This is a genomic window from Neobacillus niacini (assembly GCF_030817595.1).
GTDB lineage: Bacteria > Bacillota > Bacilli > Bacillales > Cytobacillaceae > Neobacillus > Neobacillus niacini_G.
This window is the reverse complement of record NZ_JAUSZN010000001.1, coordinates 3,725,961-3,751,276: the sequence shown is the minus strand read 5'-3', so window position 1 is coordinate 3,751,276 and position 25,316 is coordinate 3,725,961. Positions and strand designations below refer to the sequence as shown.

Genomic DNA, 25,316 nt, shown 5'->3' with positions numbered 1-25,316 from the left:
ACACTAAAAAGCAACAGACCAAATCTCAGCGATTTGGTCTGTTGCTTATGTCTCCTTTACAACTGTCCGCCTGAGGTGGAAAGTGTCCACGAGCGGTGCCTGTCACCAATCACTGTCACCAATCACCCACATTATAAGTATCTTTCTTCGATGATTTTGCAATGGTGCATTTGGTGGCCTACGATGATGTAGGCGATGGCTCGTGTGGTGATTTCCATTCCGTTTGCGTTGCCTTTGTTTTCCCATGCCTCACTTGGGAGGTTTTGAATGAGGGTGATGGTGGCGTTTCTGACTGCTTTGAAGTCTTCTAGTATGGTTTTTATGGATAGGTTGTTTGTTTGTGCTGCCTGGACGTATTGGTTCTCTTCAAAACCTGCTAAAGGTGTTTGATCACCGCGCCCTACACGCAAGAGGCGGTAGCTCATGATTCTTTCGGTATCCGTTATGTGGCCAAGTACTTCTTTAATACTCCATTTGCCTGGTGCATAACGATTTAAACTTACTTCCTCAGAAATCCCTTCGAAAAGTGAAACTGTCTTTTCAAGACTTTCTCTTAACAACTCTACTAAGTCACCTTCAGGAACTAGGTCAACATACGGTACATAATAAACTGGATACTCATTTTTTGCTGGACGTTGAAACAACATTATCTTCTCCTTTCAATTAATAATCCACAAAGCAAGCCTACCACAATATTTGAAATAATTAAATAATTGACCGCAATCTGGCAGATGTTTAAGATGGAAAATTTTTTTATAACCGCTTACAAAATATTATTGACGAATATTGTCGAGGGTGATATTCTATGTATACAGTTAGTTTGTTAGTTCATTAAACAAATTAATTGGAATATACAACCATTCTCGAGATGTCTGGTATTATTTTTATTTCGTATTTTAGTAAGGGGTTTCACAAAAATAAACTTCTAAGAATTTGCAATTATGTAAGGGTTTTAATTAATTATTTTAGAATGATTTTATTGGGAGGGTTAAAAATGGCTCAAGCATTACAAAAGAAAGTAGAAACCCCACAATCAGCGGGGAACGCAGTTCGCCCATTTGGGATGAGAGATAAGTTAGGTTATCTATTTGGTGATTTTGGAAACGATTTCTTCTTTATTCTAGTTGCAGCTTTCCTTATGGTTTATTACACCGACATATATGGTCTTAATCCAGCTGCTGTCGGAGGACTATTCCTGATCGCACGTTTATGGGATGCAGTTGCTGACATTACATGGGGTCGCTTCATTGATACGAGGAAAGCAGGAAAGAATGGAAAGTTCAGACCTTGGATCTTTAGAATGTCATTTCCACTTGTCATTACTGGTGTATTAATGTTTGTTCATATTCCAGGAATGTCTGATGGATTTTACCTTGCGTATGCATATGTAACCTATATTATTTGGGGAACATTATATTCTACTGTCAATATTCCTTATGGCTCTATGGCTTCTGTAATCACAGGTGATCCTGTTGAACGTACGGCATTATCTAGCTGGAGAACATTAGGTGGGAACTTAGCTGGGTTAATCATTAATGTTGTAGGACCTATGATTTTGTTTGTTGATAATAAAGCAGATGCAAATCGATTCCTTTTAGGCGCTATCATTTTCGGTGTTCTTGCAATCGCTTGTTATATGGCATGCTATAAATTATCTGTTGAACGTATTGTAATGGATGAAACAAATAAACCAAAAGCGAACTTTGGCAAAACGGTAAAAGGTCTTGGTAAAAACAGACCACTCATTGTGTTCCTTACTCTTTCTTTACTATTCTTGGTTTGCTTTATGTTAATTGGTACGGTAAACGTGTATTTATTTAAGGATTTCTTTGGAAACGCTAAAGCATTAAGTATGGTTGGTCTTCTTCAATCAGTGGCAGTATTTGTTGGGATGCCAATGGTAAAACCGTTAGTTTCAAAATTTGGTAAAAAAGAAGTCGCTTCAGCTGGTCTCTTACTTGCAGCACTTGTATATGCGGTTTTATATTTCTTACCTAACTTAACAGCAACACAATTTATCGCAGTTTTAACAGTTGGTATGTTTGGATATGGAATTTTCAACCTAGTTATTTGGGCTTTCGTTACAGACATTATCGACTACCATGAGTATTTAACTGGCCTTCGTGAAGATGGAACCGTTTACTCTATCTACTCAATGGCTCGTAAAATTGGACAAGCAGTGGCCGGTGGTGTTGGTGGTGCAGCAATTGCAGCGGTTGGTTACCATGCGGGTGCCGAATCTCAATCAGCTGAAACACTGCAAGGAATTCATACACTTGCTACATTAGTACCAGCGGTGATATTGTTAGTTATATTCTTAATGATTGTATTCCTGTATCCATTAAACAAAAAACGCACAGAACAACTTGCACTTGATTTAGTTGAAAAAAGAAAATCGTATAACAACTAAATTATATTTTGAAGAAAGGCAGCAACTGTTTGCTGCCTTTTTCTATTTTCGCAACCCCTTTTTGCATATTGCTTAAAGGGGATTAATTGTTTATTGGGTGAAAAATAGAAGTCGCTGAAAACCTACTATTGTTTTCAATCAAACTTACATTTCTAAGAGAAGAAAACATTACCACTACAACCGCTTACAAAATTATTGACGAATAGGAAAAATAGGTATATTCTAATGGAGTAATTAATTTGTTAGTTTATTAAACAAAGTAATTAAAACCAAAAAACACTCTCGAGAAGTCAGTCTTTTGTTGTGATTAATTTAGTAAGGGGTTACACAAAATAGTTTCAAAGCAATTTTATCCATTTTAGAAATGATTTTTTAGAATATTTTGTGGGAGGGTAAAGAAATGGCTCAAGCATTGCAAAAGAAAGTAGAATCCCCACAATCAGGTGGGAAAACAGTACGTCCATTTGGTTTTAAAGATAAATTAGGATACTTGTTTGGAGACTTTGGAAACGATTTCTTCTTTATCCTAGCCGCCTCATTCTTGATGGTATTTTATACGGATATTTTTCATATTAATCCTGCTCATGTTGGACTATTATTCACGGTTGCCCGTCTTTGGGATGCTTTTGCCGACGTAACATGGGGCCGTTTCATTGATACGAGAAAGGCAACTGCTCAAGGAAAATTTAGACCATGGATTTTAAGAATGTCATTTCCACTAGTAATCATGGGTATATTGATGTTCGTGAAGATACCTGGCATGTCTGAAGGGTTTTACCTAGCTTATGCATATGTAACATATATTGTGTGGGGAACATTATATTCTACTGTTAATATTCCTTATGGCTCCATGGCTTCAGTGATTACAGGTGATCCGGTAGAACGTACTTCCCTATCAAGCTGGAGAACGTTAGGTGGTCAAATGGCAGGTTTAATTATTAACGTAGTTGGACCAATTATTTTATTCGTTAATAATAAACCGGATGCAAATCGCTTCATTCTCGCAGCATTAATTTTCGGTGGGCTTGCACTTGCTTGTTATCTTGCTTGTTATAAATTATCTGTTGAACGTATCGTCATAGATGAATCAAATAAGGAAAAAGTCAATTTTGGCCAAACCATGAAGGGGCTTACGAAAAACAAACCATTAATGGTGTTCCTTGTGGCTGCATTGGTATTCATGATTGTCTTTATGTTAATTGGCACAGTTAACGTTTATTTATTTAAGGATTATTTCACGAATGCTAAAGCATTAAGTATAGTAGGTCTTCTTCAAGCAATTGCTGTATTTATCGCCATGCCATTTGTTCAACCATTGGTTAAGAAATTTGGTAAAAAAGAAGTGGCTTCCGGTGGATTATTAGTCGCGGCGCTTGTATACGGAGTTCTATATTTCCTCCCAAATTTAACAGCAACACAATTTATCGGTGTATTAACCGTTGCTATGTTTGGTTATGGTGTGTTTAACCTTGTTGTTTGGGCGTTTGTTACAGATGTTATCGATTATCATGAGTATTTAACAGGTCTCAGGGAAGATGGTACCGTTTACTCAATCTACTCAATGGCACGTAAAATCGGTCAAGCGGTTGCCGGTGGTGTTGGCGGTGCTGCGATTGCGGCAGTTGGTTACCATGCTGGTGCCGAGTCACAATCAGCTGAAACGCTGCAAGGAATTCATACACTTGCAACTTTAGTACCTGCACTTACACTTGGTGTCGTGTTCCTAATGATTGTATTCTTATATCCATTAAACAAAAAGCGTACTGCACAACTTGCAATGGATTTAGCTGCAAAAAGAAAAGCTTAATATTTGACTAGAGGTAAGATTGTTATCATTGTTGCATAACTATCTTATCTTTTTTTGAACATTATTGTTTTAAATGCCATTGGCGGGCAGAGGAGAGTCTCTTTTGCTTAGACAACTGAAAGCGATAATATATAAAAAAGATCCCCTTTCGTATAGTGAAAGGGGATCTTTTGAGAAGTAATGAGCTGAATGCTATATGTTAACGCTTGCATTTTTATTTGATTGGTTAAATTGTAAATTCAACATCGGAACCTCTAAGAAATGTTTAATTGCAAGTGCACACGCACCTAGGACGGCAGAGTTTCTACCAATTGAAGAAATCTGTAGTGCACGGTAATGACTAATCGAAGAATTCAAATTTTCTCTTATTTTATCGAGAGAATTCGGGTACATACGCAGGAGCTCGCTATCAAGCACAAGCACGTCAGGATTGTACATATTGATCATATTATTTAAACCAATTGAGAGGTAGTAAATAAATTGTTCCATCAATTGATTTACTTCTTCGTCACCTTCATTAAGCCATTTTTGGATATCCTCATATGTCACAGAATTCATTTGCTTTGTTTCGGATAGATACCTGAAAATAGCTCTTTCTGAAGCATATTTTTCCCAACAGCCTTTATTCCCGCAATTGCACTGAATTCCATTTGGTACTACAATCATGTGGCCGATTTCACCGGCAAACCCATCATGTCCGCGAAAGAATTCGTTGTTCATCATCATTCCTAGACCTATACCGGAATAAAGAGTAGCAGATAATAAGTTATCTGTTTCATGATGCACATAAACGCGCTCAGCAAAAGCACTTAGGTTTGCATTGTTTTCTATATAAACGTTAATATCGATTTGTCTTTCAATATCATTCTTAAGGGTAATGTTATTCCACCGTAAGCGTGGTACATAGTGTATGGTTTCATCTTTTCCAACTAGACCATGAATGGCAATAACAATTCCGATAATTCCATATTTGCTGTAAGCGTATTCAGATTTATACACTTTGATATGCTCAACTAAAAGATTCAGTATCTCTTTGTAGTCTGTTGTTTTTGTTTCTATCCTTTTGGAGTGGATCGGAGTTCCCGCAAGATCAGAAACTGTAAAAGAAATATGGTCATAATCAAGGTCAATGCCAAGAGCGTAACCTGCTTCACTGTTAATGGAAAGCATAATAGGTTTTCTTCCAACTGTATAATGCTCAAGCTGTGTTTCTATTATAAGCCCTTCGTCGATTAAATCTGCAACCTGTGCTGAGATGGTTGCACGTGTAAGAGCTGTTACTTTTGATAAATCTGCCCTAGAAATTAACCCTTCTTTGACAATCTCCCTTAAAATAATCGAGCGATTAATTTTTTTTATATATGACGCGTCACCGGTAATCATCTGTATCCTCCATTTCGAGCGCTTTTCTACTATAACAATAGTATAACAGGTTATCTCACATAGGTCTCTGTTGAATAGTAAAAAAATATAAACTGTCAATTGACTTAACAAATTAAACATGATAAGTTAGTAATGTAATTAATTTGTTTACTAAACAAATTAAACAAAAATATCATGAAATTATTTAATAAATTTGTAAGGGTTTACAGAAAATAGTAGTAACTGGAGGGTATCGAATGAAAAACTTTTTAGACAAAGACTTCTTGTTAGATACAGAAACATCCATAAACTTATTTGAAAATGCAGCACAGGGGTTGCCGATTTTTGACTTCCACTGTCACTTAGATCCACAAGAGGTCTGGGAAAATAAGTCATATGAAAGTATTACTCAATTATGGCTAGGAGGAGACCATTACAAGTGGCGTACGATGCGTATGAACGGTATTGCTGAAAAATACATTACCGGTGATGCAACAGATTGGGAGAAATTCGCTGCCTGGGCTGAAACGGTGCCAAACCTAATGGGCAACCCGCTTTATCATTGGACTCACATGGAGTTGAAAATGTTCTTTGGCATTGAAAAATTATTAAGCCCATCAACTGCACGGGAAATTTACGATGAATGTAATGAAAAGCTAAAAACATCAGATTACACAGCAAGAGCGTTTATTGCGAAATCAAACGTGAAATTTATTGGAACAACGGATGATCCTAATTCAACATTAGAATACCATCGTTTATTAAAGAATGACGAAACCTTTGCTCCTATTATCGCACCAACATTCCGTCCGGATGGAGCTCTTTTCATTGAGCGTCCTGCATTTGCCGGCTGGACCCGGAAATTAGAAGAGGTTTCTGGAATTAAAGTAGATTCACTCGACGGTTTCTTGAATGCACTTCAGCAGCGTGTTGATTTCTTCCACGAAAATGGCGGTCGTGCGTCTGACCATGATATTCAAAAAATGGAATATGTAGAAACAACAAAAGAAGAAATTGAAGTTATTTTCAAAAAAGGCTTAAACGGTGAGCAGCTTTCTAATGAGGAACTGATTGCATATCGTTGGTTCCTATTAACAGAACTTGGAAAAATGTATGCTGGAAAACAGTGGGTCATGCAGCTTCATATGGGTGCATTAAGAAATAACAATACAAAAATGAAAGAGCTTATTGGTCCAGACACAGGCTTTGATTCAGTAGGTGAAGCCAATTTCGCTGAAGGTGTATCTAAATTCCTTGACACCTTGGAGCAGCAAAATGCTTTACCAAGAACAGTATTGTTTAATCTTAACCCTAAAGATAATCCAGTTCTAGCTGGTATGATGGGGAACTTCTATGAAGAAGGTGTTCCAGGTAAAATTCAGTTTGGTTCTGGCTGGTGGTTTAACGATCATATCGATGGAATGGAAAGACAAATGAAGGATCTTGCCAACGTAGGTCTGTTGAGTCATTTTATTGGAATGCTGACAGATTCACGCAGTTTCCTTTCTTATGCACGTCATGAATACTTCCGCCGTATTCTTTGCAACCTATTGGGTGATTGGGCAGATAGAGGACTAGTGCCTAATGATATGGAATTCCTTGAACAAATGGTTAGAAATATTGGCTACAATAACGCCGAAAAATACTTTTTACAACGCTAGCAATTAAGTTGGATCAGGGGCGCCATTCAAAATGGCTTCCCCTCCTTTAAAACATTGAATAGTATGTTATTTCGATTTATTTGAGTAAGATAAGCATCACAAATTAGCCGAAATAATTGATGTTCTATTTATTAATCGTTATTATGGATGGTATGAGTATAGGAGTGCCGGACGGCAACTCCAGACTTCAACTAAGGAATAAAGTAAATAGTACTAATTAGATTAAGGAGAAAGAGGGAAAAGAATGTCTAAACAACAAATTGGTGTCGTAGGATTGGCAGTCATGGGTAAGAACCTTGCTTTAAATATTGAAAGCCGCGGTTACTCTGTTGCTGTTTTCAACCGTTCTTATGACAAAACAGAAGAGTTTTTAAAGAACGAAGCAGAAGGAAAGAACTTTGTTGGTGCACGTACAGTTGAAGAATTCGTTAATTCTTTAGAAAAACCTCGCAAAATTTTATTAATGGTTAAAGCAGGTACGGCTACAGATGCAACTATCGACTCTTTAAAGCCATTTCTTGAAGAAGGCGATATCCTAATCGATGGAGGAAATACATTCTTCCAGGATACAATTAGACGTAACAAGGAACTAGAAACAGCTGGATTCCATTTCATTGGAACAGGTGTATCTGGTGGAGAAGAAGGCGCGTTAAAAGGTCCTTCTATCATGCCTGGCGGTAAAAAAGAAGCTTATGAGCTTGTTCAGCCAATCCTTGAGGCGATCTCTGCTAAAGTTGAAGGAGACCCTTGTTGTACGTATATTGGACCAAATGGTGCAGGTCACTATGTGAAAATGGTTCATAACGGAATCGAATATGGAGATATGCAATTAATCTGTGAAGCTTACTTTATTATGAAAAATGTACTTGGTTTAGATGCGAAAGAGCTTCACGAGGTCTTTGCTGAGTGGAACAAAGGCGAATTAGACAGCTATTTAATTGAAATCACTGCAGATATCTTTACAAAAGTGGACGAAGAAACTGGCAAGCCAATGGTTGACTTGATTCTTGATACTGCTGGTCAAAAGGGTACAGGAAAATGGACAAGCCAAAATGCATTAGACTTAGGTGTTCCACTTCCAATTATCACGGAATCCGTATTTGCCCGCTTTATTTCTGCGATGAAGGATGAGCGTATTAAGGCAAGCAAGGTTCTTAATGGACCTGAAGTAAAGGCGTTTGAAGGCAATAAAGAAGAATTAATCGAAGCAGTACGTAAAGCATTGTATATGAGCAAGATCGTTTCTTATGCACAAGGTTTTGCACAAATGCGTGCAGCGTCTGAAGAATATGATTGGAACCTTCGTTACGGCGATATCGCAATGATTTTCCGCGGCGGATGTATCATTCGTGCACAATTCTTACAAAAAATTAAAGACGCATATGATCGCGATCCAGAACTAAGAAACTTATTATTAGATCCATATTTTAAAGAAATCGTTGAAAATTATCAGCAGCCATTACGTAAAGTTCTTGCTGTAGCAATTGAACGTGGAATCCCAGTTCCGTCATTTGCTAGTGCCATTGCTTACTATGACAGCTACCGCACTGAAACACTTCCAGCGAATCTGCTTCAAGCACAACGTGACTATTTTGGAGCACATACGTATCAACGTATTGATAAAGAAGGAGTATTCCACACAAATTGGATGGAATAAGGGTTTCATAACTAAACATTTATGAACTAACTTTAAAAGGAGACAAAAACTAGCCCTAAACGCTGTAATTGTCTCCTTTTTTTATTTGTCTAAAATCCGTGATAAAAAAGCAATATCAGTCAAATAATAGCTCTTATTGAGCATTTTTAGAGAATGTTTTTTGTATCTATCTGCAATATAATATAAATATGTTCAGTTAACAAACTATTATGTTAACGCTTACTACTAAGGGTGTGAAAGCAGTGGAAAAGTTAACAAGCTCTTCATTGAGAAAAAGAATAATGGATGAGTGGATATACGGTCACTACCGAGTTCAAGGTGTGGACTTTTATAACTTTAATTTTCACTCACACCAAGAATATGAAATCTATTTTTTTCACTCAGGAGATTGTAAGTATTTAATTAACAATCGGATTTACGAACTGCAACCGGGGGATATTATCCTGTTAGACGGGATGACTTTGCACAAAGCCAATCCAGGAACAGACAGTACGTATACAAGAAGTATGCTTCATTTTTCACCCTTATGGCTGCAGGAATCATTAATTGGACTTGGAATTCCTAATTTGTTGGATCCGTTCAAAAAACTTCATAATTGCTTTCTTCGTACAGGCTACGATGAATTTGGACAATTTGTGGATGGCAGGATAAAGGAAATAGCCCAGTCTCTTACTCATATTGATGAAGAAATGCAGAGGACAGGTAAGAAAAATGAGTTTCTGGAAGCAGAAATAAAACTTGAGCTGATTCAATTATTGATGGGAATTTATAAAATGAGTCAAAAAGAATTGTCTCAAGTGACGAGTAAAAGGTCAGAAAAGGAACTTCATGCTGAGTCTATAGCCTCATGGATTAATGATCATTATGCAGAAAAAGTCAGTTTAGACAGAATTGCAGAAGAGTTAAGTTTGAGTAAGTATTATGCTTCTCATATTTTTAAAGAAGTCACTGGCTTTACGGTCATGGAATATGTTATGGCTTGCCGGCTGAATCAGGTGAAGTATTTGTTGGAAATGGAGCCAGATCAATCACTAACGGATGTGGCTCGCTCAACAGGATTTGAAAGCGTTGCACATTTCAGCCGTTTTTTTAAAGAGAAGGTTGGCACCACACCTTCACAATATCGTAAAACGAAACTCAGTAGCCATATTCCTAGGAATAAGGAGGAAAAGAATAAATGAAGCAAGATTTATTGATTTCAGGATTTTCAGATGAAATCTCATCTGACTTTGATACACAGTTAGAAGTTGTATCTAATTTAGGAATGAAATATATTTCGTTACGCGGCATTGATGGAAAGAATATTGGAGATTTTACGGTTGATGAAATCAAAGAAACAGTACAGCCTAGACTGCAAAAGGCCGGAATTGGTGTTTCTTCCATCGGGTCACCAATTGGTAAAGTATTCATTAATGATGAGGAAGGCTTTGCCAAACAAAAGCTTATGCTGGACACGCTTTGCCAAATTAGCAACTTGCTCGATTGTAAATATATGCGGATTTTCAGCTTCTATATCCCTAAGGGTGAGGATCCAGATCAATACCGCAGTCAAGTTGTCAGCAAGTTGAAAGAATATGCAGCAATCGCGGAAAAATACAATGTAATTTTGCTGCATGAAAATGAAAAGGATATCTTTGGTGATATCGGAAGACGCTGTCATGAGATTTTAACAGAAGTTGGTTCTCCTTATTTTAAAGGGATTTTCGACTTCGCTAATTTCGTACAGTGCGGTGAGGACACACAAGAGTGTTACGATCTCTTAAAAGATGAGATTGTTTATATACACATAAAGGATGCTGTAACATCAGACAGTCAAAACGTAGTCTGTGGAACTGGCGAAGGAAAAATACCTGAATTACTAGCTCAGTTTATAAAGAGCGGCTATAAAGGCTTTTTAACTCTAGAGCCACATCTCGTTCTCTTTGATTCTCTAAAAGATTTAGAGCTTGAAGATGCGACCGAGATTATTAAGGACAACAAAGGGCTGGATGGTGCCGGCGGCTACAAGCTTCAATATGAAGCACTTTTAGACATTCTTAACAAAATTGAAAGCGAGGGAATTTAATTATGGCTGATGTAAGATTAGGGATTATTGGTTTAGGTGCAGAAGGTGGTATGTACGCTAATTTCATTTCTGAAGGCAAAGTTAAAAATATGGTGATTGGTGCAATCTGTGATAATGATCCTGCTAAAAAACAAGTAGCAGAAGAGAAGTATCCTGGTATTCCTTTCTACGATAATTATATCGATATGCTTGAAAGTGGTCATGTTGATGCAGTCGTTACAACTGTACCGCATTATCTCCACCCTGAAATGGGAATCGAAGCACTTAAAAGAGACATTCATGCACTAGTGGAAAAACCAGCTGGTGTTTATACAAAACAAGTGAAAGAGTTAAATGACTTTGCGGCGTCAAAACCTGAACTTAAGTTTGCAATCTTCTTTAACCAGCGTACAAATCCGCTTTATAAAAAAGTTAAAGAAATTATTGATAACGGTGAGATTGGCAGCATTCGCAGTACCAACTGGATTATTACTACATGGTGGAGACCTCAAGGTTACTACAATCAAAGTGAATGGAGAGCAACTTGGGGCGGAGAAGGCGGCGGTGTCCTTGTAAACCAAGCACCACACCAAATTGACTTGCTTCAATGGATTTGCGGCATGCCGAAAAAGGTTTATGCAAAATTAAACTATGGCTACCAAAGAGATATCGTGGTTGAAGACGATGTAACAGCCGTATTTGACTATGGAAATGGTGCTACGGGTGTATTTGTAACGAAGACACACGATGTAATGGGGACAGACCGTTTAGAAATCCATGGTGATAAAGGAAAAATCGTTGTAGACGATAGTAAGAAAGTTACCATCAAGCGCTTGAAACAATCTGAGAGAGAAATGAGCGATTCCATGGATATGTCAGATGTTATGAAGTTGTTTATGGGCGGCGGTGCTGGTGATATTTTTACTGAGGAAGTGCTGGATTTTGGTAATGTTTGGGGAGAACAACACATTGCAGTATTAGAAGACTTTGCTTCTGCGATTGTGGAAGGTACTCCATTATTAGCTCCTGGAAGTGACGGTATTAATGGTGTTAGACTTGCAAATGCTATGCACTTATCAAGCTGGTTAGGCAAGGAAATTGAAGTACCATTTGATGAAGATTTATTCTTAGAAGAATTAAATAAACGAATTGCTGAAGAAGGAAAATATCCGGTAAGAAAGTAATTAATCATATTAAACGAACTCATCGCTAATGCAGCTTTGAGTTCGTTTCAAAAAAGGGGATAAGCTGATGCTAAAAGTAGCAGTAATAGGTCTTGGAGATATTTCTAGAATTCATATTCCAGCTATACAAGCTAACCCAAATGCTGAGTTAGTAGCAGTATGTGATCTTGATGAATCATTAAAAGATACTGTACCTGGGGCAAACTTTTATACTGATTATCACGAAATGCTTGAAAAAGAAAACCTTGATGTTGTCCATAATTGTCTGCCGCACTATCTACACTATCCTGTAACGAAAACCTGTATAGAAAAGGGAGTTAATGTTTTTCAAGAAAAGCCGCTTGGTCTGAACACTAGTGAGGGACAGGCACTTGCAAAACTAGAGGAAGAACACAGGGATGTTAAACTCGGTGTCTGTTTACAAAATCGTTATAATGAGTCGTTTGAAAAGCTGATGGAAATTGTCAAAAGCGGCGAATATGGCAAGGTCACAGGGGTAAAAGGTTTGGTAGCTTGGTATCGGCCAAAGGCTTATTATGATGTGAAACCTTGGCGTGGAAAAATGGAGTATGCCGGTGGAGGTTCCATGATTAATCAATCCCTTCATACCCTAGATTTAATGCAACTTGTAGGCGGAAAAATGGAATCAATAAGAGGTTCCGTAGACCAATTATTAGACTATGGCATTGAAGTGGAAGACACTGCTTCCGCACATATCAACTTCCAAAACGGTGCAAGAGGATTATTTTTTTCAACGAATTCCAATCCTGAGAACTCCAGTGTAGAGCTCGAGGTTTATCTTGAAAAAGGTAAATTCATTATTAAAGACAGCATTCTTTCAAGAGTAAATGAAGTGGGGAAAAAGGAAGAATTGGTAGAAGACGCGAAGCTGCCTGGATCAAAATTCTATTACGGTGCCAGCCATGCAAAAACGATTAATCAATTCTATAGCTGTATATTACATGGAACTCACGATTATGTGCATGCAAAGGATGCGCTTGTATCGATACAAATGATTGATGCGATCCGACTTTCTTCAGAGAAAAAACAAACCATAAATATGGAGGGGTAAACATGAAAAAAGGTAAAATCGGCGTTCAAATGATGATGCTAAAAGGCAAAGTAGAAGAACTTGGTGTTTATGAGACTTTAAGACAAGTAAGAGAGCTTGGTTATGGTGCAGTGGAAGTATCTCAAATTCCAATGACAGCTGAAAATGTGGCAGAGTTAAAAAGAGCAAGTGAAGACTTTGATATTAAAATTGCTGCCCTTTCAGCCGCTTTAGAGCCAATGATACCAGGTATGCCGGGTGAGACTTTAGCGAACGATTTCGATAAAATTGTAAGCGATTGTAAGACATTAAACTGTAACTTCCTGCGTATCGGTATGCTGCCATTTACCACAATTGGACATAAAGACAAAATTATGGAGTTCGTACAAAAGTGTGATGACGTTGCGCAAAGGTTAGCTGAGCATGGCATTGAACTGTATTACCATAACCACCATATTGAATTCCAAAAGTATGATGGCGAATACCTATTAGATATTATCAAGAACAATACTTCTAAAATTGGTTTTGAAATGGATGTCCACTGGATTCACCGCGGCGGTCTAAATCCTGTTGAAGTCTTAAAGAACTATGCAGGCCGTATTGCTTTAATTCACTTGAAAGACTATAGAATCGGCCAATTTGATGTAAGTGTACTAGAGGGCGGATTTGAGCCGGGTAAATTCTTCCAGGCCTTCAACAATGTAGTACAATTTGCCGAATTAGGTGCAGGCAGCCTGGACCTTAAAGCGATTATTGAAGCTGGTCTAGAAAGCGGCTCGCAGTACTTCTTAGTAGAGCAGGATGATTTATATGGACGCGATCCATTCGATTGTCTAAGAGACTCTGCTAACCATTTAAGAGAACTAGGCTATGCTGACTGGTTTTAATATATTGAAATAAATAAAAAGAAAAAAGGCAGCGGGTTTTCGCTGCCTTTTTTCTCTTGGGAAATACTGGCCCATTAAGTATTCCTCAAGGAAAAAAGTATTCTATCAACGAAATCTTTAGAAAATTAAAAAACTATTGACTATAGAGAATTGAGATGATATTCTTAGTTTAAATAATTAGTTCATTAAACTAATTAAAAAATAGAATAATAGTTTATAGCAATTTATATTTTTTTATCTGTGAATGTAAGGGGTTTCATAGAGGGGAGTGGCAAATAAAGGGGTATTGTTTTTACACGAGCATGGTTTGTTGGTGCAGAGGGGATAATTGGCTAGAGAGTTTTTTTAATATTAGGAATAATGAAAGCGGTTAACTACAAGGGGGCGAAACCATGTCAAATGTAAAAGTGGATCAGTATAACACAGCAAAATTATGGCAAATAGGTTTGTTTACTTTAAATAATACCTCATCAAATCTTCATTTATTTGTATTAGGTTTTGTTACTTATTATGCAACTGGGATAGCTGGACTAGCGGTTATGGTGGTAAGCTCGCTATTAATGGCGGCACGGTTATTTGATGGTATCATTGATCCGGCGATTGGCTATATCATCGATAAAACAGAAGGGAAATTTGGTAAGTTTACGCCTTTGATCGTTATCGGTAATATCATTTCAGCAGGTACAATCCTAATAATCTATAATGTAACACATCATTTACCAGAGGGTGCGCAATTTTTATTCTTTACAGCGATGTTAATCGTAAATAAAATTGGTTATTCATTACAAACGAGTGTGACGAAGGCTGCACAAACGGTTTTAACAAATAATCCAAAGCAGCGCCCATTATATGCAATTTTTGACGGAGTCTATAATGCTGCACTTTTCACTGGCGGACAAATTTGGGTTTCTGCTGTTCTAGCAGCAAAGCACGGCGGGTTTAATCTTGGTTTGTTTACGGAATTAAATGGCTATGGACTTCTTCTATCTGGAGTATTTGCGGTACTAGCAATTGTAGGTATTTGGTCAAAAGATAAGAAAGAATACTATGGATTAGCAGAAGAAGGAACTCAAACGACTCTTCGTGAATACTGGGGAGTTATTAAAGGAAACAAACAATTACAATTGCTTTCTCTTTCAGCGTCTTTTGATAAACTAGCAACGAGTATCGGTCGTTATTCTGTAGTCGGAGTGATGTTGTTTGGTATTTTGCTAGGAGATTACGCATTAAGCGGAAAAATTGGTCTTATTACACTAGTACCAACATTATTGATTACCTTCTTAGTAGTTGGAATTGCAAGAAAGACAGGTTTAAAGAAATCCTATGTTACTTCAGCATGGATCGGAATGCTTTCTTACGTCGCATTAATTGCTCTATTCTTATTAATTGATCCTGCATCGGTTTCACTATCTAGTATTGGAATTTCTACTATATTATTCTTAGCCTTATATTCATTAGCAATTGGATTTGCTAGTATTCCAACAACGCTTGTTGTTCCTATGATTGCCGATGTTTCGGACTATGAAACACATAAATCAGGTCGTTATGTACCAGGTATGATGGGCACGATTTTCTCATTCATTGATCAACTCGTTTCATCTTTAGCTCCAACAATCGTAGGTGTAGTAGTTGGTTTCATTGGTTACAAAGAAAAATTCCCAGAGGTTGGGGAAGCATTAACAACACCATTGTTTGTTGTTACCTTAATACTAGCCTTCGGTTTACCAGCGCTATGTTTGTTGGTATCCATCACAGCAATGAAATTTTATAAACTAGATCATAAAGAAATGGAAAAAATTCAATCCGGTATTTCTGACATGAAAGCAAAAGGGAAAACAGACAATAATGTTGCAATTTAAAAGAGTATAAATTTGGGACCCTGGCGTATGCTGGGGTTTTTTTACATAAAAAAACCAATTCACATTTTATTCCCGTGAATTGGTTATGATTGTTTCTTGTGAATCAAGAGGTTCCATCTGTATTTATCTCAATTCATTCACCGGTTTCTGCATTTTTTGTGACTTTATTTAAAATCCAAACTTAACTCTTTTACATCTAAAAAGTTCTTAATGGCTAAGGCGCAAGCACCCATACTACAAGCATTTTTTCCAAATTCGGAAATCTGTAGTTTTCGATATTGCCCCACGGTAGAGGTTAGATGTGCCTTAATTTCTTCTAATGCATCCGGATACAACCGGAGCAATTCACTATTAATCACTAAAATTTCTGGATTATAAAGGTTAATAATATTGTTAAGTCCATAAGATAAAAACTTTATATAATCCTTCATTAACTCACTCGTAACAGGATCTTTTTTTACAAACCAATGATTAATTTCATCATAGGTGACATTTTCTTTATTATGTCTTTTTGATAATTGCTTTATAAAGCTCGATTCCGAAGCGTATTGTTCCCAACAGCCTAAATTTCCACATCTGCAGGGAAGACCATCAGGGACAATGATCATATGGCCAATTTCACCGGCATAACCATCGCAGCCTTTAAGTAACTTGCTATTTACCATAATTCCAAGTCCGATTCCTGAATACAAACTAACAGATAATAAGTTTTCACTCTGAGCATGTTTATAGACGATTTCAGCAAATGAACACAGGTTAGCGTTATTTTCTATATAGATATTGATACCGGTTTCATTTTGTAAATCTGCCTTTAAATTTTTATTATGCCAACGATGATATGGGACAAAATAGATACTTTCGTCATTATTGACGATACCATGTATTCCAATTACTGCTCCAATTAATCCATAGGGTGCGTGAGAGCTTCTTTTTTTATAATGTGTTATCTGTTCCGCCAATAGTTTTACAATTAGGGTGTAATCAGATGCTTCTATTTCAATCGACTGTGTATCCACTGTTGTGCCACTCAAATCAGATAAGATGAATGTTATGACTCTCTTATCTAAGTCTATTCCTAAAGAATATCCTGCTTGCTGGTTAATCGATAACATAATAGGTCTTCGCCCTAGATTTTTATGTTCTTGATGGGTTTCTAGAATTAACTCTTCTGCTAATAATTCCGCTGCCTGCACAGAAATGGTAGCTTTGTTTAGTCCGGTAATCTTCGCTAAATCTGCTCGGGATATCATCCCATGTTCAATTATTTTACTAATAATGATGGACCGATTTATCTTTTTAATATATGAAGCATCCCCCGTGAGCATATTAATCACTTCCTTTTAAATTTCTAGGTGAAAAAGATATATAATTTGGTTTGAATATTTATTGACGTAAACAATCCATAATGATATTATACAGGTAATTAGTTTGTTTGGTAAACAAATTAAATTACTATTTTAAAATTATTTTCCAAACAAATCATTTTTTAATTCCTTTTGTAAGGGATTACACAATTTTTATTAAACCAATAAAGCAAATACATGGAATAATATCCCTTGAGGAACACTTAAGTAGAAAAGGAGTGAAACAGATAAATGGGTATTCTGCAGGACTTATTAAAAGATATACCAGTGCCAAAAATGGCAAAGGTAAAAGTGAAATTTGATGATAAGAAAATTGATAATTTAGAACACGCGTTAATGGAAAAATTGCAACAGGAGCATATTCAGGCATCGGTTCGGCCTGGAATGGAAATTGCTTTAGCTGTTGGAAGCAGAGGACTTGATCGTCTCGTGGAATTAACTGCAGTGACAGTTAAATTTCTAAAAGACCTTGGTGCAAAGCCATTTATTGTTCCTAGTATGGGCAGTCATGGCGGTGCGACAGCTGAAGGACAGCGTGAGGTGCTAGCACATCTTGGTGTAACAGAAGAAAGCGTTGGCTGTGAAATTCGTTCTTCCATGGAAGTGGTGAAAATCGGAGAACTTCCAAATGGTTTACCTGTTTATGTTGATCAATATGCGGCAAACGCAGATGGTATTGTCGTGATTAATCGTATTAAACCGCATACTGCATTCCGCGGCCCAGTTGAAAGTGGCATTATGAAGATGATTAGTATTGGTTTAGGTAAGCAAAGAGGTGCCGAGGCATGTCATCAATTGGGTTTTAAATATATGGCAGAAAACGTACCAGCGATGGCAAAAATGATTATGGAGAAGAAACCACTTCTTTTTGGTGTGGCAACCATTGAAAATGCTTTTGATAAAGTGGCTGTGGTTGATGTGCTTTCTCCTGAAGAAATTATTGAGAGAGAAGCAGACTTGCAGGCGAAGGCGAAAGAATTACTGCCAAAGCTTTTCTTTGACCAATTAGAGGTTCTTGTCATTGATCAAATCGGTAAAAATATCTCTGGTGATGGAATGGATCCGAATATTACAGGCCGATATCCTACTCCATATGCACATGGCGGCCCAGATGTTAACAAAATGGTCGTTCTCGGGTTAACACCGCAAACAGAGGGAAATGCCAATGGTGTCGGAACAGCAGATTTTACAACAAAGCGTTTAGTTGACCGGATGGACCTAGAGGTAACGTATGCGAACGGGTTAACTTCAACTGTAGTAGCACCTACAAAAATTGCTACTACATTACCAAATGATCGTGAAGCGATACAAGCTGCCGTTAAAACAAGTAATATTTTAGATTTTACAAAAGTAAAAATGGTCCGCATTAAAAATACATTAGAGTTAAGTGAAATTGAAGTATCAGAGGCGTTAGTTGAGTATGTGAAACAGCATCCAAATATGGAGCTAGTTTCAGAGCTTTATGATCTGCCATTTGATGAAAAAGGAAACTTATATTAAAACTAGGGAGAGTTGAAACATGACAAATTTATTTGATTTAACAGGTAAAACCGCGGTTGCAATTGGAGGAAATGGCGTATTAGGTTCAGCTATGGCGAAAGGCTTGGCTGAACACGGTGCTAAAGTGGCAATCGTTGGCCGTAACTTAGAAACTGCTGAAAAAGTGGTTAAGGAAATCGTTGAAAATGGCGGAGAGGCGAAAGCATTCTCAGCAGACGTAAGCTCGAAGGATTCTTTAGTCCAAGTTGCAAAGGATATTGAACAATGGTCAGGCGGCTGGGATATTTTGTTGAATGCACCAGGAACAAACAGCCCAACGCCGTTTTTTGATTTAGATATGGACGAGTACGATAAAATTATGGATATTAACTTAAAAGGAATTGTCATGACTTGTCAAATCTTTGCAAAGCGCATGATTGAACAAGAAAGACAAGGTAGTATTATTAATATTTCATCTGTTTCTTCTACAACACCATTATCAAGAGTATTTACGTATTCTGTTTCAAAAGCCGGACTTAATAGTGTTACTCAATTTTTAGCTCGTGAATTTGCGACTAGCGGCATTCGTGTAAATGCCATTATTCCAGGATTCTTCCCAGCGGAACAAAATCGTAAAATTTTAGACAAAGAAAGAATTGAATCCATCATGGGCCATACTCCAATGAAACGCTTTGGAGAAGCAGAAGAACTTCAAGGTGCTACCGTTTTCCTTGCGTCGGATAAAGCTTCTAGTTTTGTTACAGGTGCATTACTTCGTGTTGACGGCGGATTTGGAGCGATGACAATCTAATTCTTGGACATAAGGTGAATGTCCAATTAATATGTTAAATAGTGGATTATTCAGAAAGTACGTGGGGAGATGAGACCTTGCTAACTGAGAAATATAATAAATTACAGTCTATTCTCCGTGACATGGGATCAGTCGTTGTAGCATTTTCAGGTGGTGTAGATAGTACATTTTTACTTAAAGCGGCTGTTGACACATTAGGGGAAGATCATGTCTTAGCTGTCACAGCAGATTCGGAAACCTACCCTTCAAGTGAGCTTGAAGAGGCTAGGGTACTTGCAAAAAAAATTGGTGTTAAGCATCAAGTTATTGAAACCTCTGAATTAGCGATTCCTGGTTATGCAGAGAATAACAAAAATCGTTGCTACTTTTGTAAAAGCAGCTTATTCGATCATTTAATTCCGGTAATGGAAGAAAAGGGATTCCATAATGTGATTTATGGGGTTATTGCCGATGATATGAATGAACACCGACCAGGAATGCAAGCAGCTAAGGAAAAGGGGATACGAGGTCCTCTGCTAGAGGCGAAATTATTTAAACAGGAAATTAGGGAGCTTTCACAGCAGTTTGATTTGCCCACATGGGATAAACCATCCTTCGCCTGTTTATCTTCGAGGATTGCATACGGTGAATACATTACAAAGGAAAAGCTGACAAAGGTTGAGCGGGCTGAAAGCTATTTAAAAAGTCTCCGTATTCGCCAGGTGAGAGTCCGGACTCATGATGAAATCGCTAGAATCGAAGTAGAACCAACTGATATGAAAATTGTTCTCGAAAATCATGATTCCATTGTTCGTGAGCTCCAAGAGTATGGATATAAATATATAACTTTGGATTTGCTGGGATACCAGAGCGGCAGTATGAACAAGGTGTTAGCGTAATAACAGAAGAAGGCTTTGGAAATTTCCAAAGCCTCTTCTAACATAATGACAACATGTAGTTGAAAAGGAAGATGAAACGTATGTCAAGAGAGTTCGTAATGGGACTAGATATCGGAACTACGAGCGTAAAAGCGTGTATATTTGATATCAACGGAAAACTAATAGCGGAAGTTGAGAAGATGAACAGCTTTCATTACCCTGAGCCAGGATGGTCTGAACAGGATCCAATTGAAATCGAACGGTCTGCGGTACTGGCAATTAAGGAAGCCATTGAAAAAGCTGCCATTAGTAAAGAGGAGTTAATCGCACTTGGGTTTTCAGCTGCCATGCATTCACTTTTATGTGTGAATGAACAGGGCAGTCCGATCTCTCCTGGGCTCATTTGGGCAGATGGAAGAAGCTATGGTCAGGCAGAACGAGTTAAAGGGACGGTTGGGAGCAGCGTTTATTCAAAAACAGGTACACCTATACACCCAATGACGCCATTCAGTAAGCTTTTGTGGATGAAAGAAACAAGCTATCAGCCTTATAAAGAAGCAGCGTATTTTATGTCCATAAAGGAATATTTACTACAATGCTGGTTTGGTCAAAGAGTGATTGATTACTCAATGGCTTCTGCTACAGGTTTATTTAATCCGGCTGCATTGGATTGGGAGCCTGAATTACTAGAAATGACAGGGATTAAAAGGGAACAGCTTTCTAAAATAGTTCCCCCTACAGACGTGTTGACGGGTTTGAAAAAAGAAATCGCGGATGAAATGGGAATTAATCAGGAAATGCCTTTTGTAATGGGGGCTGCAGACGGCCAATTGGCAAATCTAGGGATAGGTGCTATTTTGCCTGGAGAAGTGGCTGTTTCCGTTGGAACTAGCGGCGCAATCAGACAAATTAACAAAGGGGTTAAAATTGATGAAAATCAAGAAACCTTTTGTTACTCCTTTACGGCCGATTCAACGATTGTTGGCGGACCGACGAATAATGGCGGTATTGTCTTACAATGGTTAAAAGATCTTCTGAATGACCAAAGGGATTTTTCAGATTTCTTAGGGGACGCAGAGAAGGTAGCTCCCGGTGCAGAGGGTATCCTGTTTCTGCCTTATTTAAATGGAGAAAGAGCACCAGTTTGGAATCAAAAAGCAAAGGGCAATTTTTATGGTGTTTCGATCACTCATAAAAAGGAACATTTTATCCGTGCTGTCCTTGAAGGGATTACCTTTAATCTCTATCAAATCGGCAAAGCGCTGGAAAGATTGGCTGGCGAGCCGGAAAAAATCTACGTAAACGGCGGATTGGCGAGGTCACCACTGTGGCTGCAAATGATGGCTGACATCTTTGAAGCGGAGATTTATGTATCTGAAAGCCATCACAGTGCCGCCTGGGGAGCAGCCTGGACCGCTCTCGTGGGCATTGGCAAAGTAGATTCTTTTGAAGATATCAAAAAGAATATACCGATGGGTGAGCCAGTGCTGCCTAATAAGGAAAGCAGTAAAGTTTATAAGGCTATTTATGAAAACTATGAAAAGCTTGCTAGAGATATGGTGAAGTATTTCTAAAAATAGTGTTAGAGCTTGACGATTTAAAAAGCTTTTAAGGACAATGCTCGTATCTCATGGTAGAGATTAGTCCTTAAAAGGAGCCTTGAGGACAAATCGCGTTACGAGGGATTAAGATTAGTCCTTAATAAGGGGTCTTGAGGACAAATCGCGTTACAAGGGACTGAGATTAGTCCTTAATAAGGGGTCTTGAGGACAAATCGCATTACGAGGGACTGAGATTAGTCCTTAAAAAGGGGTCTTGAGGACAAATCGCGTTACGAGGGATTAAGATTAGTCCTTAATAAGGGGTCTTGAGGACAAATCTCGTGGCCGACCCAAACGATTTGTCTTTCATCCAGGCAATGAAGGACAAATCTCATCAAGAAACCAAAAGATTTGTCCTTCCCCAAGGCAAATGCATAGAATCAGACTAGAGTTAAAGGGGGGAATCGCATGCTTGAAGAGATTTTAAAACAAGTTCAACAAGGAACCCTCAGTGTTGCAGAAGCAAAAGATCAATTAGCAACGTTTGAGAATTTGGGATTTGCAAAGGTTGACCATCACCGGAAGAAACGACAAGGCTTTCCTGAGGTGGTCTATGGCGAAGGGAAAACGGCTCAACAAATTATCTCCATCATCACAGCATTAAGGGCAAGAAACAATCAAGTCATGGTAACAAGAATTTCAGAAGAAAAAGCAGCAATCGTGCAACAAGCTTGCCCTGAATTTACTTATCATGAAATTTCTCAAATTCTTTTTTGGAAAAAACAAAATAAATCGATAGAAAATACTCAAGGTTATATTGCTGTTGTTGCTGCAGGAACTTCTGATTTACGGGTGGCAGAGGAAGCGGCGGTTACTGCAGAAATACTAGGAAGTAAGGTCCATCGCATCTATGACGTTGGCGTTGCTGGAATCCATCGTCTGTTAAATCATGCCGAAGAGATTCAAAATGCAACAGTATCTGTAGTGGTAGCCGGTATGGAAGGGGCGCTGCCGAGCGTAGTTGGAGGACTTGTTTCTCATCCCGTAATTGCCGTCCCTACAAGTGTTGGCTATGGGGCTAACTTTAATGGATTATCGGCTTTACTGACGATGCTGAATTCATGTGCTTCTGGAATTAGTGTTGTTAATATTGATAATGGTTTTGGCGGAGGATATAACGCCGTATTAATTCATCAACTTGCACAAAAAGGGGAAAGAAATGAAGACACTTTATTTTGATTGTTTTTCAGGAGTAAGCGGGGATATGGTGATTGGAGCACTTATAGACGCAGGTGCTGACCCGGTCAAACTAGTCGAAGAATTAAAAAAGCTAAATATTGAAGATGAATATGAATTGACATGGAAAAAGGTTGTTAAGAATGGGATTACGAGTACAAAATTCGATGTGGTGCTAAAAAATCAACACCACCACCATCATAATGGCCACGATCACGATCATAATCATGACCATTCGCATAGCCACGATCACAATCATGACCATGACCATTCGCATAGCCATGATCACGATCATAATCACGATCATAATCACGATCATGACCATGCACATTCACATAACCATGATCATAACGACGAGCACGTACACACGCATGATCATGCTCATGAACACGAGCACGAGCATACACATGACCACTCTCATGAACATACACATCTACATACACATGATCACAATCATGACCATAATCACCACCATCATGACCATCGATCCTATAAAGATATTGTACACTTGATTGAAGAAGCTGATTTCTCTCAACAAGTAAAAGATATGGCTTTAAGGATATTTAAAAAAATTGCCGAAGCAGAAGGGCTTATTCATGGTGTTCCTTTGGAGAAGGTTCATTTCCATGAAGTGGGTGCTGTAGATTCAATTATTGATATTATTGGGGCTGCCATCCTAATCGATCAATTAGAAATATCCAAAATTAAATCATCACCCGTTCCTGTGGGCACTGGAAAAATTCGTATCGACCATGGTATCTATCCGGTACCTGCACCTGCAACTCTTGAAATTTTAAAAGGAATTCCGATTGAACATTCAGAGGTGAGATTTGAGCTCACTACACCAACTGGAGCGGCGATTATCGCTGTTCTGGCCGAGGAATTTTGCGCTATTCCTTCAATGAAAGTTCGCTCAATAGGTTATGGTGCCGGAACAAAGACGTTTAAAGACCATCCTAATGTCGTTCGAGTCATTATTGGCGAGTAACAGTGAATGGGGAATCCCCACCGTTAAGTGAGAGGAGTATACAAAATGAGTTCTCATCCTCCAAATTATGAACACCTAGATGACCAGATGATCAAACTGGAAGTTAACCTAGACAATATTCCTGGGGAATGGCTGGGTTATGTCATGGATTTGCTTTTTGAAGCCGGGGCTAACGATGTTTTTTATACCCCGATCTATATGAAAAAAAACCGACCTGGAATTCTGCTTCAATTGCTTTGTTCTGTCGGAAATGTAGAAAAAATGAAAGAAATACTTTTTAAAGAAACTACAACTCTCGGTGTCCGTTACTATCCTTTAACTGTTCACCGGTTAGAAAGAGTATTCCAAAAAGTAGAAACTGAGTGGGGACCTGTGACTGTAAAAGAGGGGCTACTGAATGGAAAAGTGGTACAGCGGGCACCGGAGTATGAGGACTGTAAGAGCCTTGCCCAACTCCACGACATTCCTTTAAAAAAAATCTATGAACAGGTTTGGAAGGAAATAGATAGATAACATTACACCCAAACGCTGTCTCGAACATAAATATAGGCTCCGTTTTCGAGTGCCTCCTAAATTAAAAGACACAAGAATTGACGTATGAATGGGCATACGTCTTTTTTCTTTATTTATTAAGGTTTCTATCGCACTTATCGGTTGGGGGATCAGGTTAGATTAAGCACCCGAGCTGATAAATAGACGGAAGAATTCCGCCTATTGGTTCGGAAAATTTTAAAATGGGGGATTTTGCTTTGATTAAGCGGAAATCTTCCGCTTATTACCCCCGACACGAGCTCCATTCTGCAAATAACCGGAAAATCTCCGGTTATTTTACTTTTACTCGTTACCTGAATAAGGACAAGACATAAAAACCGAATCCTTTCCAAATGTTCGGGACAGCCTTTTGTTTCGATAAGCAATTCCTCCTTCTGGAGACGATATTGACGCTATTAAAAGTCAATGTTAGACTAAATATAAATAATTAGTTTATTAAACAAACAAAAATAAAATACTAATTGTAAGGGTTTTCTGAATTATCCTAAACCTAAAAAAATCACAAATTTTCCTAAAAAAACAATATTTTAAATCATCCCCCCGATTCGTAAAATGTTAAGTAAGAA

At 38.0% G+C, this 25,316-nt stretch carries 18 protein-coding genes and 1 pseudogene; 16 read left to right on the top strand and 3 right to left on the bottom strand.

What is annotated here, in order from left to right:
* Positions 1-131: 131 nt before the first annotated feature.
* On the bottom strand, positions 132-647 hold the full coding sequence (locus QFZ31_RS17770) for a DinB family protein (protein WP_307305210.1): 516 nt from the start codon (positions 645-647) through the stop codon (positions 132-134).
* 347 nt (positions 648-994) lie between these two features.
* On the opposite strand from QFZ31_RS17770, the gene QFZ31_RS17765 reads away from it, so the two are divergent.
* Entirely contained in the window at positions 995-2,410 is a 1,416-nt protein-coding gene (locus QFZ31_RS17765) for an MFS transporter (RefSeq protein WP_307305207.1), read from the top strand.
* A 400-nt stretch (positions 2,411-2,810) separates the two neighbouring features.
* A complete protein-coding gene (locus QFZ31_RS17760) occupies positions 2,811-4,217 on the top strand; it encodes an MFS transporter (RefSeq protein ID WP_307305205.1) in 1,407 nt (468 codons plus the stop codon).
* A gap of 192 nt (positions 4,218-4,409) precedes the next feature.
* On the opposite strand, the gene QFZ31_RS17755 is transcribed toward QFZ31_RS17760, so the two are convergent.
* Complete coding sequence (locus QFZ31_RS17755; RefSeq protein WP_307305204.1) at positions 4,410-5,600, bottom strand: ROK family transcriptional regulator; 1,191 nt, start codon at positions 5,598-5,600, stop codon at positions 4,410-4,412.
* 236 nt (positions 5,601-5,836) lie between these two features.
* On the opposite strand from QFZ31_RS17755, the gene uxaC reads away from it, so the two are divergent.
* From uxaC to QFZ31_RS17715, 8 genes are all read left to right on the top strand, one after another.
* Entirely contained in the window at positions 5,837-7,240 is a 1,404-nt protein-coding gene (gene uxaC, locus QFZ31_RS17750; protein WP_307305203.1) for a glucuronate isomerase, read from the top strand.
* Positions 7,241-7,484: 244 nt separating this feature from the next.
* On the top strand, positions 7,485-8,897 hold the full coding sequence (gene gndA, locus QFZ31_RS17745) for an NADP-dependent phosphogluconate dehydrogenase (protein ID WP_307305201.1): 1,413 nt from the start codon (positions 7,485-7,487) through the stop codon (positions 8,895-8,897).
* 242 nt (positions 8,898-9,139) lie between these two features.
* A complete protein-coding gene (locus QFZ31_RS17740) occupies positions 9,140-10,078 on the top strand; it encodes a helix-turn-helix domain-containing protein (RefSeq protein ID WP_307305199.1) in 939 nt (312 codons plus the stop codon).
* On the top strand, positions 10,075-10,962 hold the full coding sequence (locus QFZ31_RS17735; RefSeq protein WP_307305197.1) for a sugar phosphate isomerase/epimerase family protein: 888 nt from the start codon (positions 10,075-10,077) through the stop codon (positions 10,960-10,962). Before QFZ31_RS17740 ends, QFZ31_RS17735 begins: the two co-directional genes overlap by 4 nt.
* 2 nt (positions 10,963-10,964) lie before the next feature.
* Positions 10,965-12,125, top strand: coding sequence for a Gfo/Idh/MocA family protein (locus QFZ31_RS17730; RefSeq protein WP_307305195.1), 1,161 nt, complete (start codon positions 10,965-10,967; stop codon positions 12,123-12,125).
* Positions 12,126-12,192: 67 nt separating this feature from the next.
* Positions 12,193-13,197 carry a Gfo/Idh/MocA family protein gene (locus QFZ31_RS17725; protein WP_307305192.1) on the top strand — a complete coding sequence of 335 codons (1,005 nt, stop codon included), beginning with the start codon at positions 12,193-12,195 and terminating at the stop codon, positions 13,195-13,197.
* Positions 13,198-13,199: 2 nt separating this feature from the next.
* Entirely contained in the window at positions 13,200-14,063 is an 864-nt protein-coding gene (locus QFZ31_RS17720) for a sugar phosphate isomerase/epimerase family protein (RefSeq protein WP_307305187.1), read from the top strand.
* A gap of 392 nt (positions 14,064-14,455) precedes the next feature.
* Positions 14,456-15,922: an MFS transporter gene (locus tag QFZ31_RS17715; RefSeq protein ID WP_307305185.1), complete on the top strand. Its 1,467-nt coding sequence runs from the start codon at positions 14,456-14,458 to the stop codon at positions 15,920-15,922.
* A gap of 164 nt (positions 15,923-16,086) precedes the next feature.
* Here QFZ31_RS17715 and QFZ31_RS17710 read toward each other — a convergent pair whose 3' ends face one another.
* Positions 16,087-17,247 (bottom strand): ROK family protein, encoded by a 1,161-nt coding sequence (locus QFZ31_RS17710; RefSeq protein WP_307305182.1) that lies wholly within the window; start codon positions 17,245-17,247, stop codon positions 16,087-16,089.
* A gap of 270 nt (positions 17,248-17,517) precedes the next feature.
* On the opposite strand from QFZ31_RS17710, the gene QFZ31_RS17705 reads away from it, so the two are divergent.
* From QFZ31_RS17705 to larC, 6 genes and pseudogenes are all read left to right on the top strand, one after another.
* Positions 17,518-18,786 carry a lactate racemase domain-containing protein gene (locus QFZ31_RS17705; RefSeq protein ID WP_307305180.1) on the top strand — a complete coding sequence of 423 codons (1,269 nt, stop codon included), beginning with the start codon at positions 17,518-17,520 and terminating at the stop codon, positions 18,784-18,786.
* A 19-nt stretch (positions 18,787-18,805) separates the two neighbouring features.
* Positions 18,806-19,576 (top strand): SDR family oxidoreductase, encoded by a 771-nt coding sequence (locus QFZ31_RS17700; RefSeq protein ID WP_307305179.1) that lies wholly within the window; start codon positions 18,806-18,808, stop codon positions 19,574-19,576.
* Between the two features lie 77 nt (positions 19,577-19,653).
* On the top strand, positions 19,654-20,454 hold the full coding sequence (gene larE / locus QFZ31_RS17695; protein WP_307305177.1) for an ATP-dependent sacrificial sulfur transferase LarE: 801 nt from the start codon (positions 19,654-19,656) through the stop codon (positions 20,452-20,454).
* Positions 20,455-20,534: 80 nt separating this feature from the next.
* Positions 20,535-22,007 (top strand): gluconokinase, encoded by a 1,473-nt coding sequence (locus tag QFZ31_RS17690; protein ID WP_307305175.1) that lies wholly within the window; start codon positions 20,535-20,537, stop codon positions 22,005-22,007.
* A gap of 435 nt (positions 22,008-22,442) precedes the next feature.
* Complete coding sequence (gene larB, locus QFZ31_RS17685; RefSeq protein WP_307305172.1) at positions 22,443-23,213, top strand: nickel pincer cofactor biosynthesis protein LarB; 771 nt, start codon at positions 22,443-22,445, stop codon at positions 23,211-23,213.
* Positions 23,194-24,711 (top strand): annotated as a pseudogene (larC, locus tag QFZ31_RS17680) (nickel pincer cofactor biosynthesis protein LarC). The gene larB and the pseudogene larC overlap by 20 nt, the downstream one beginning before the upstream one ends.
* Positions 24,712-25,316: the final 605 nt, after the last annotated feature.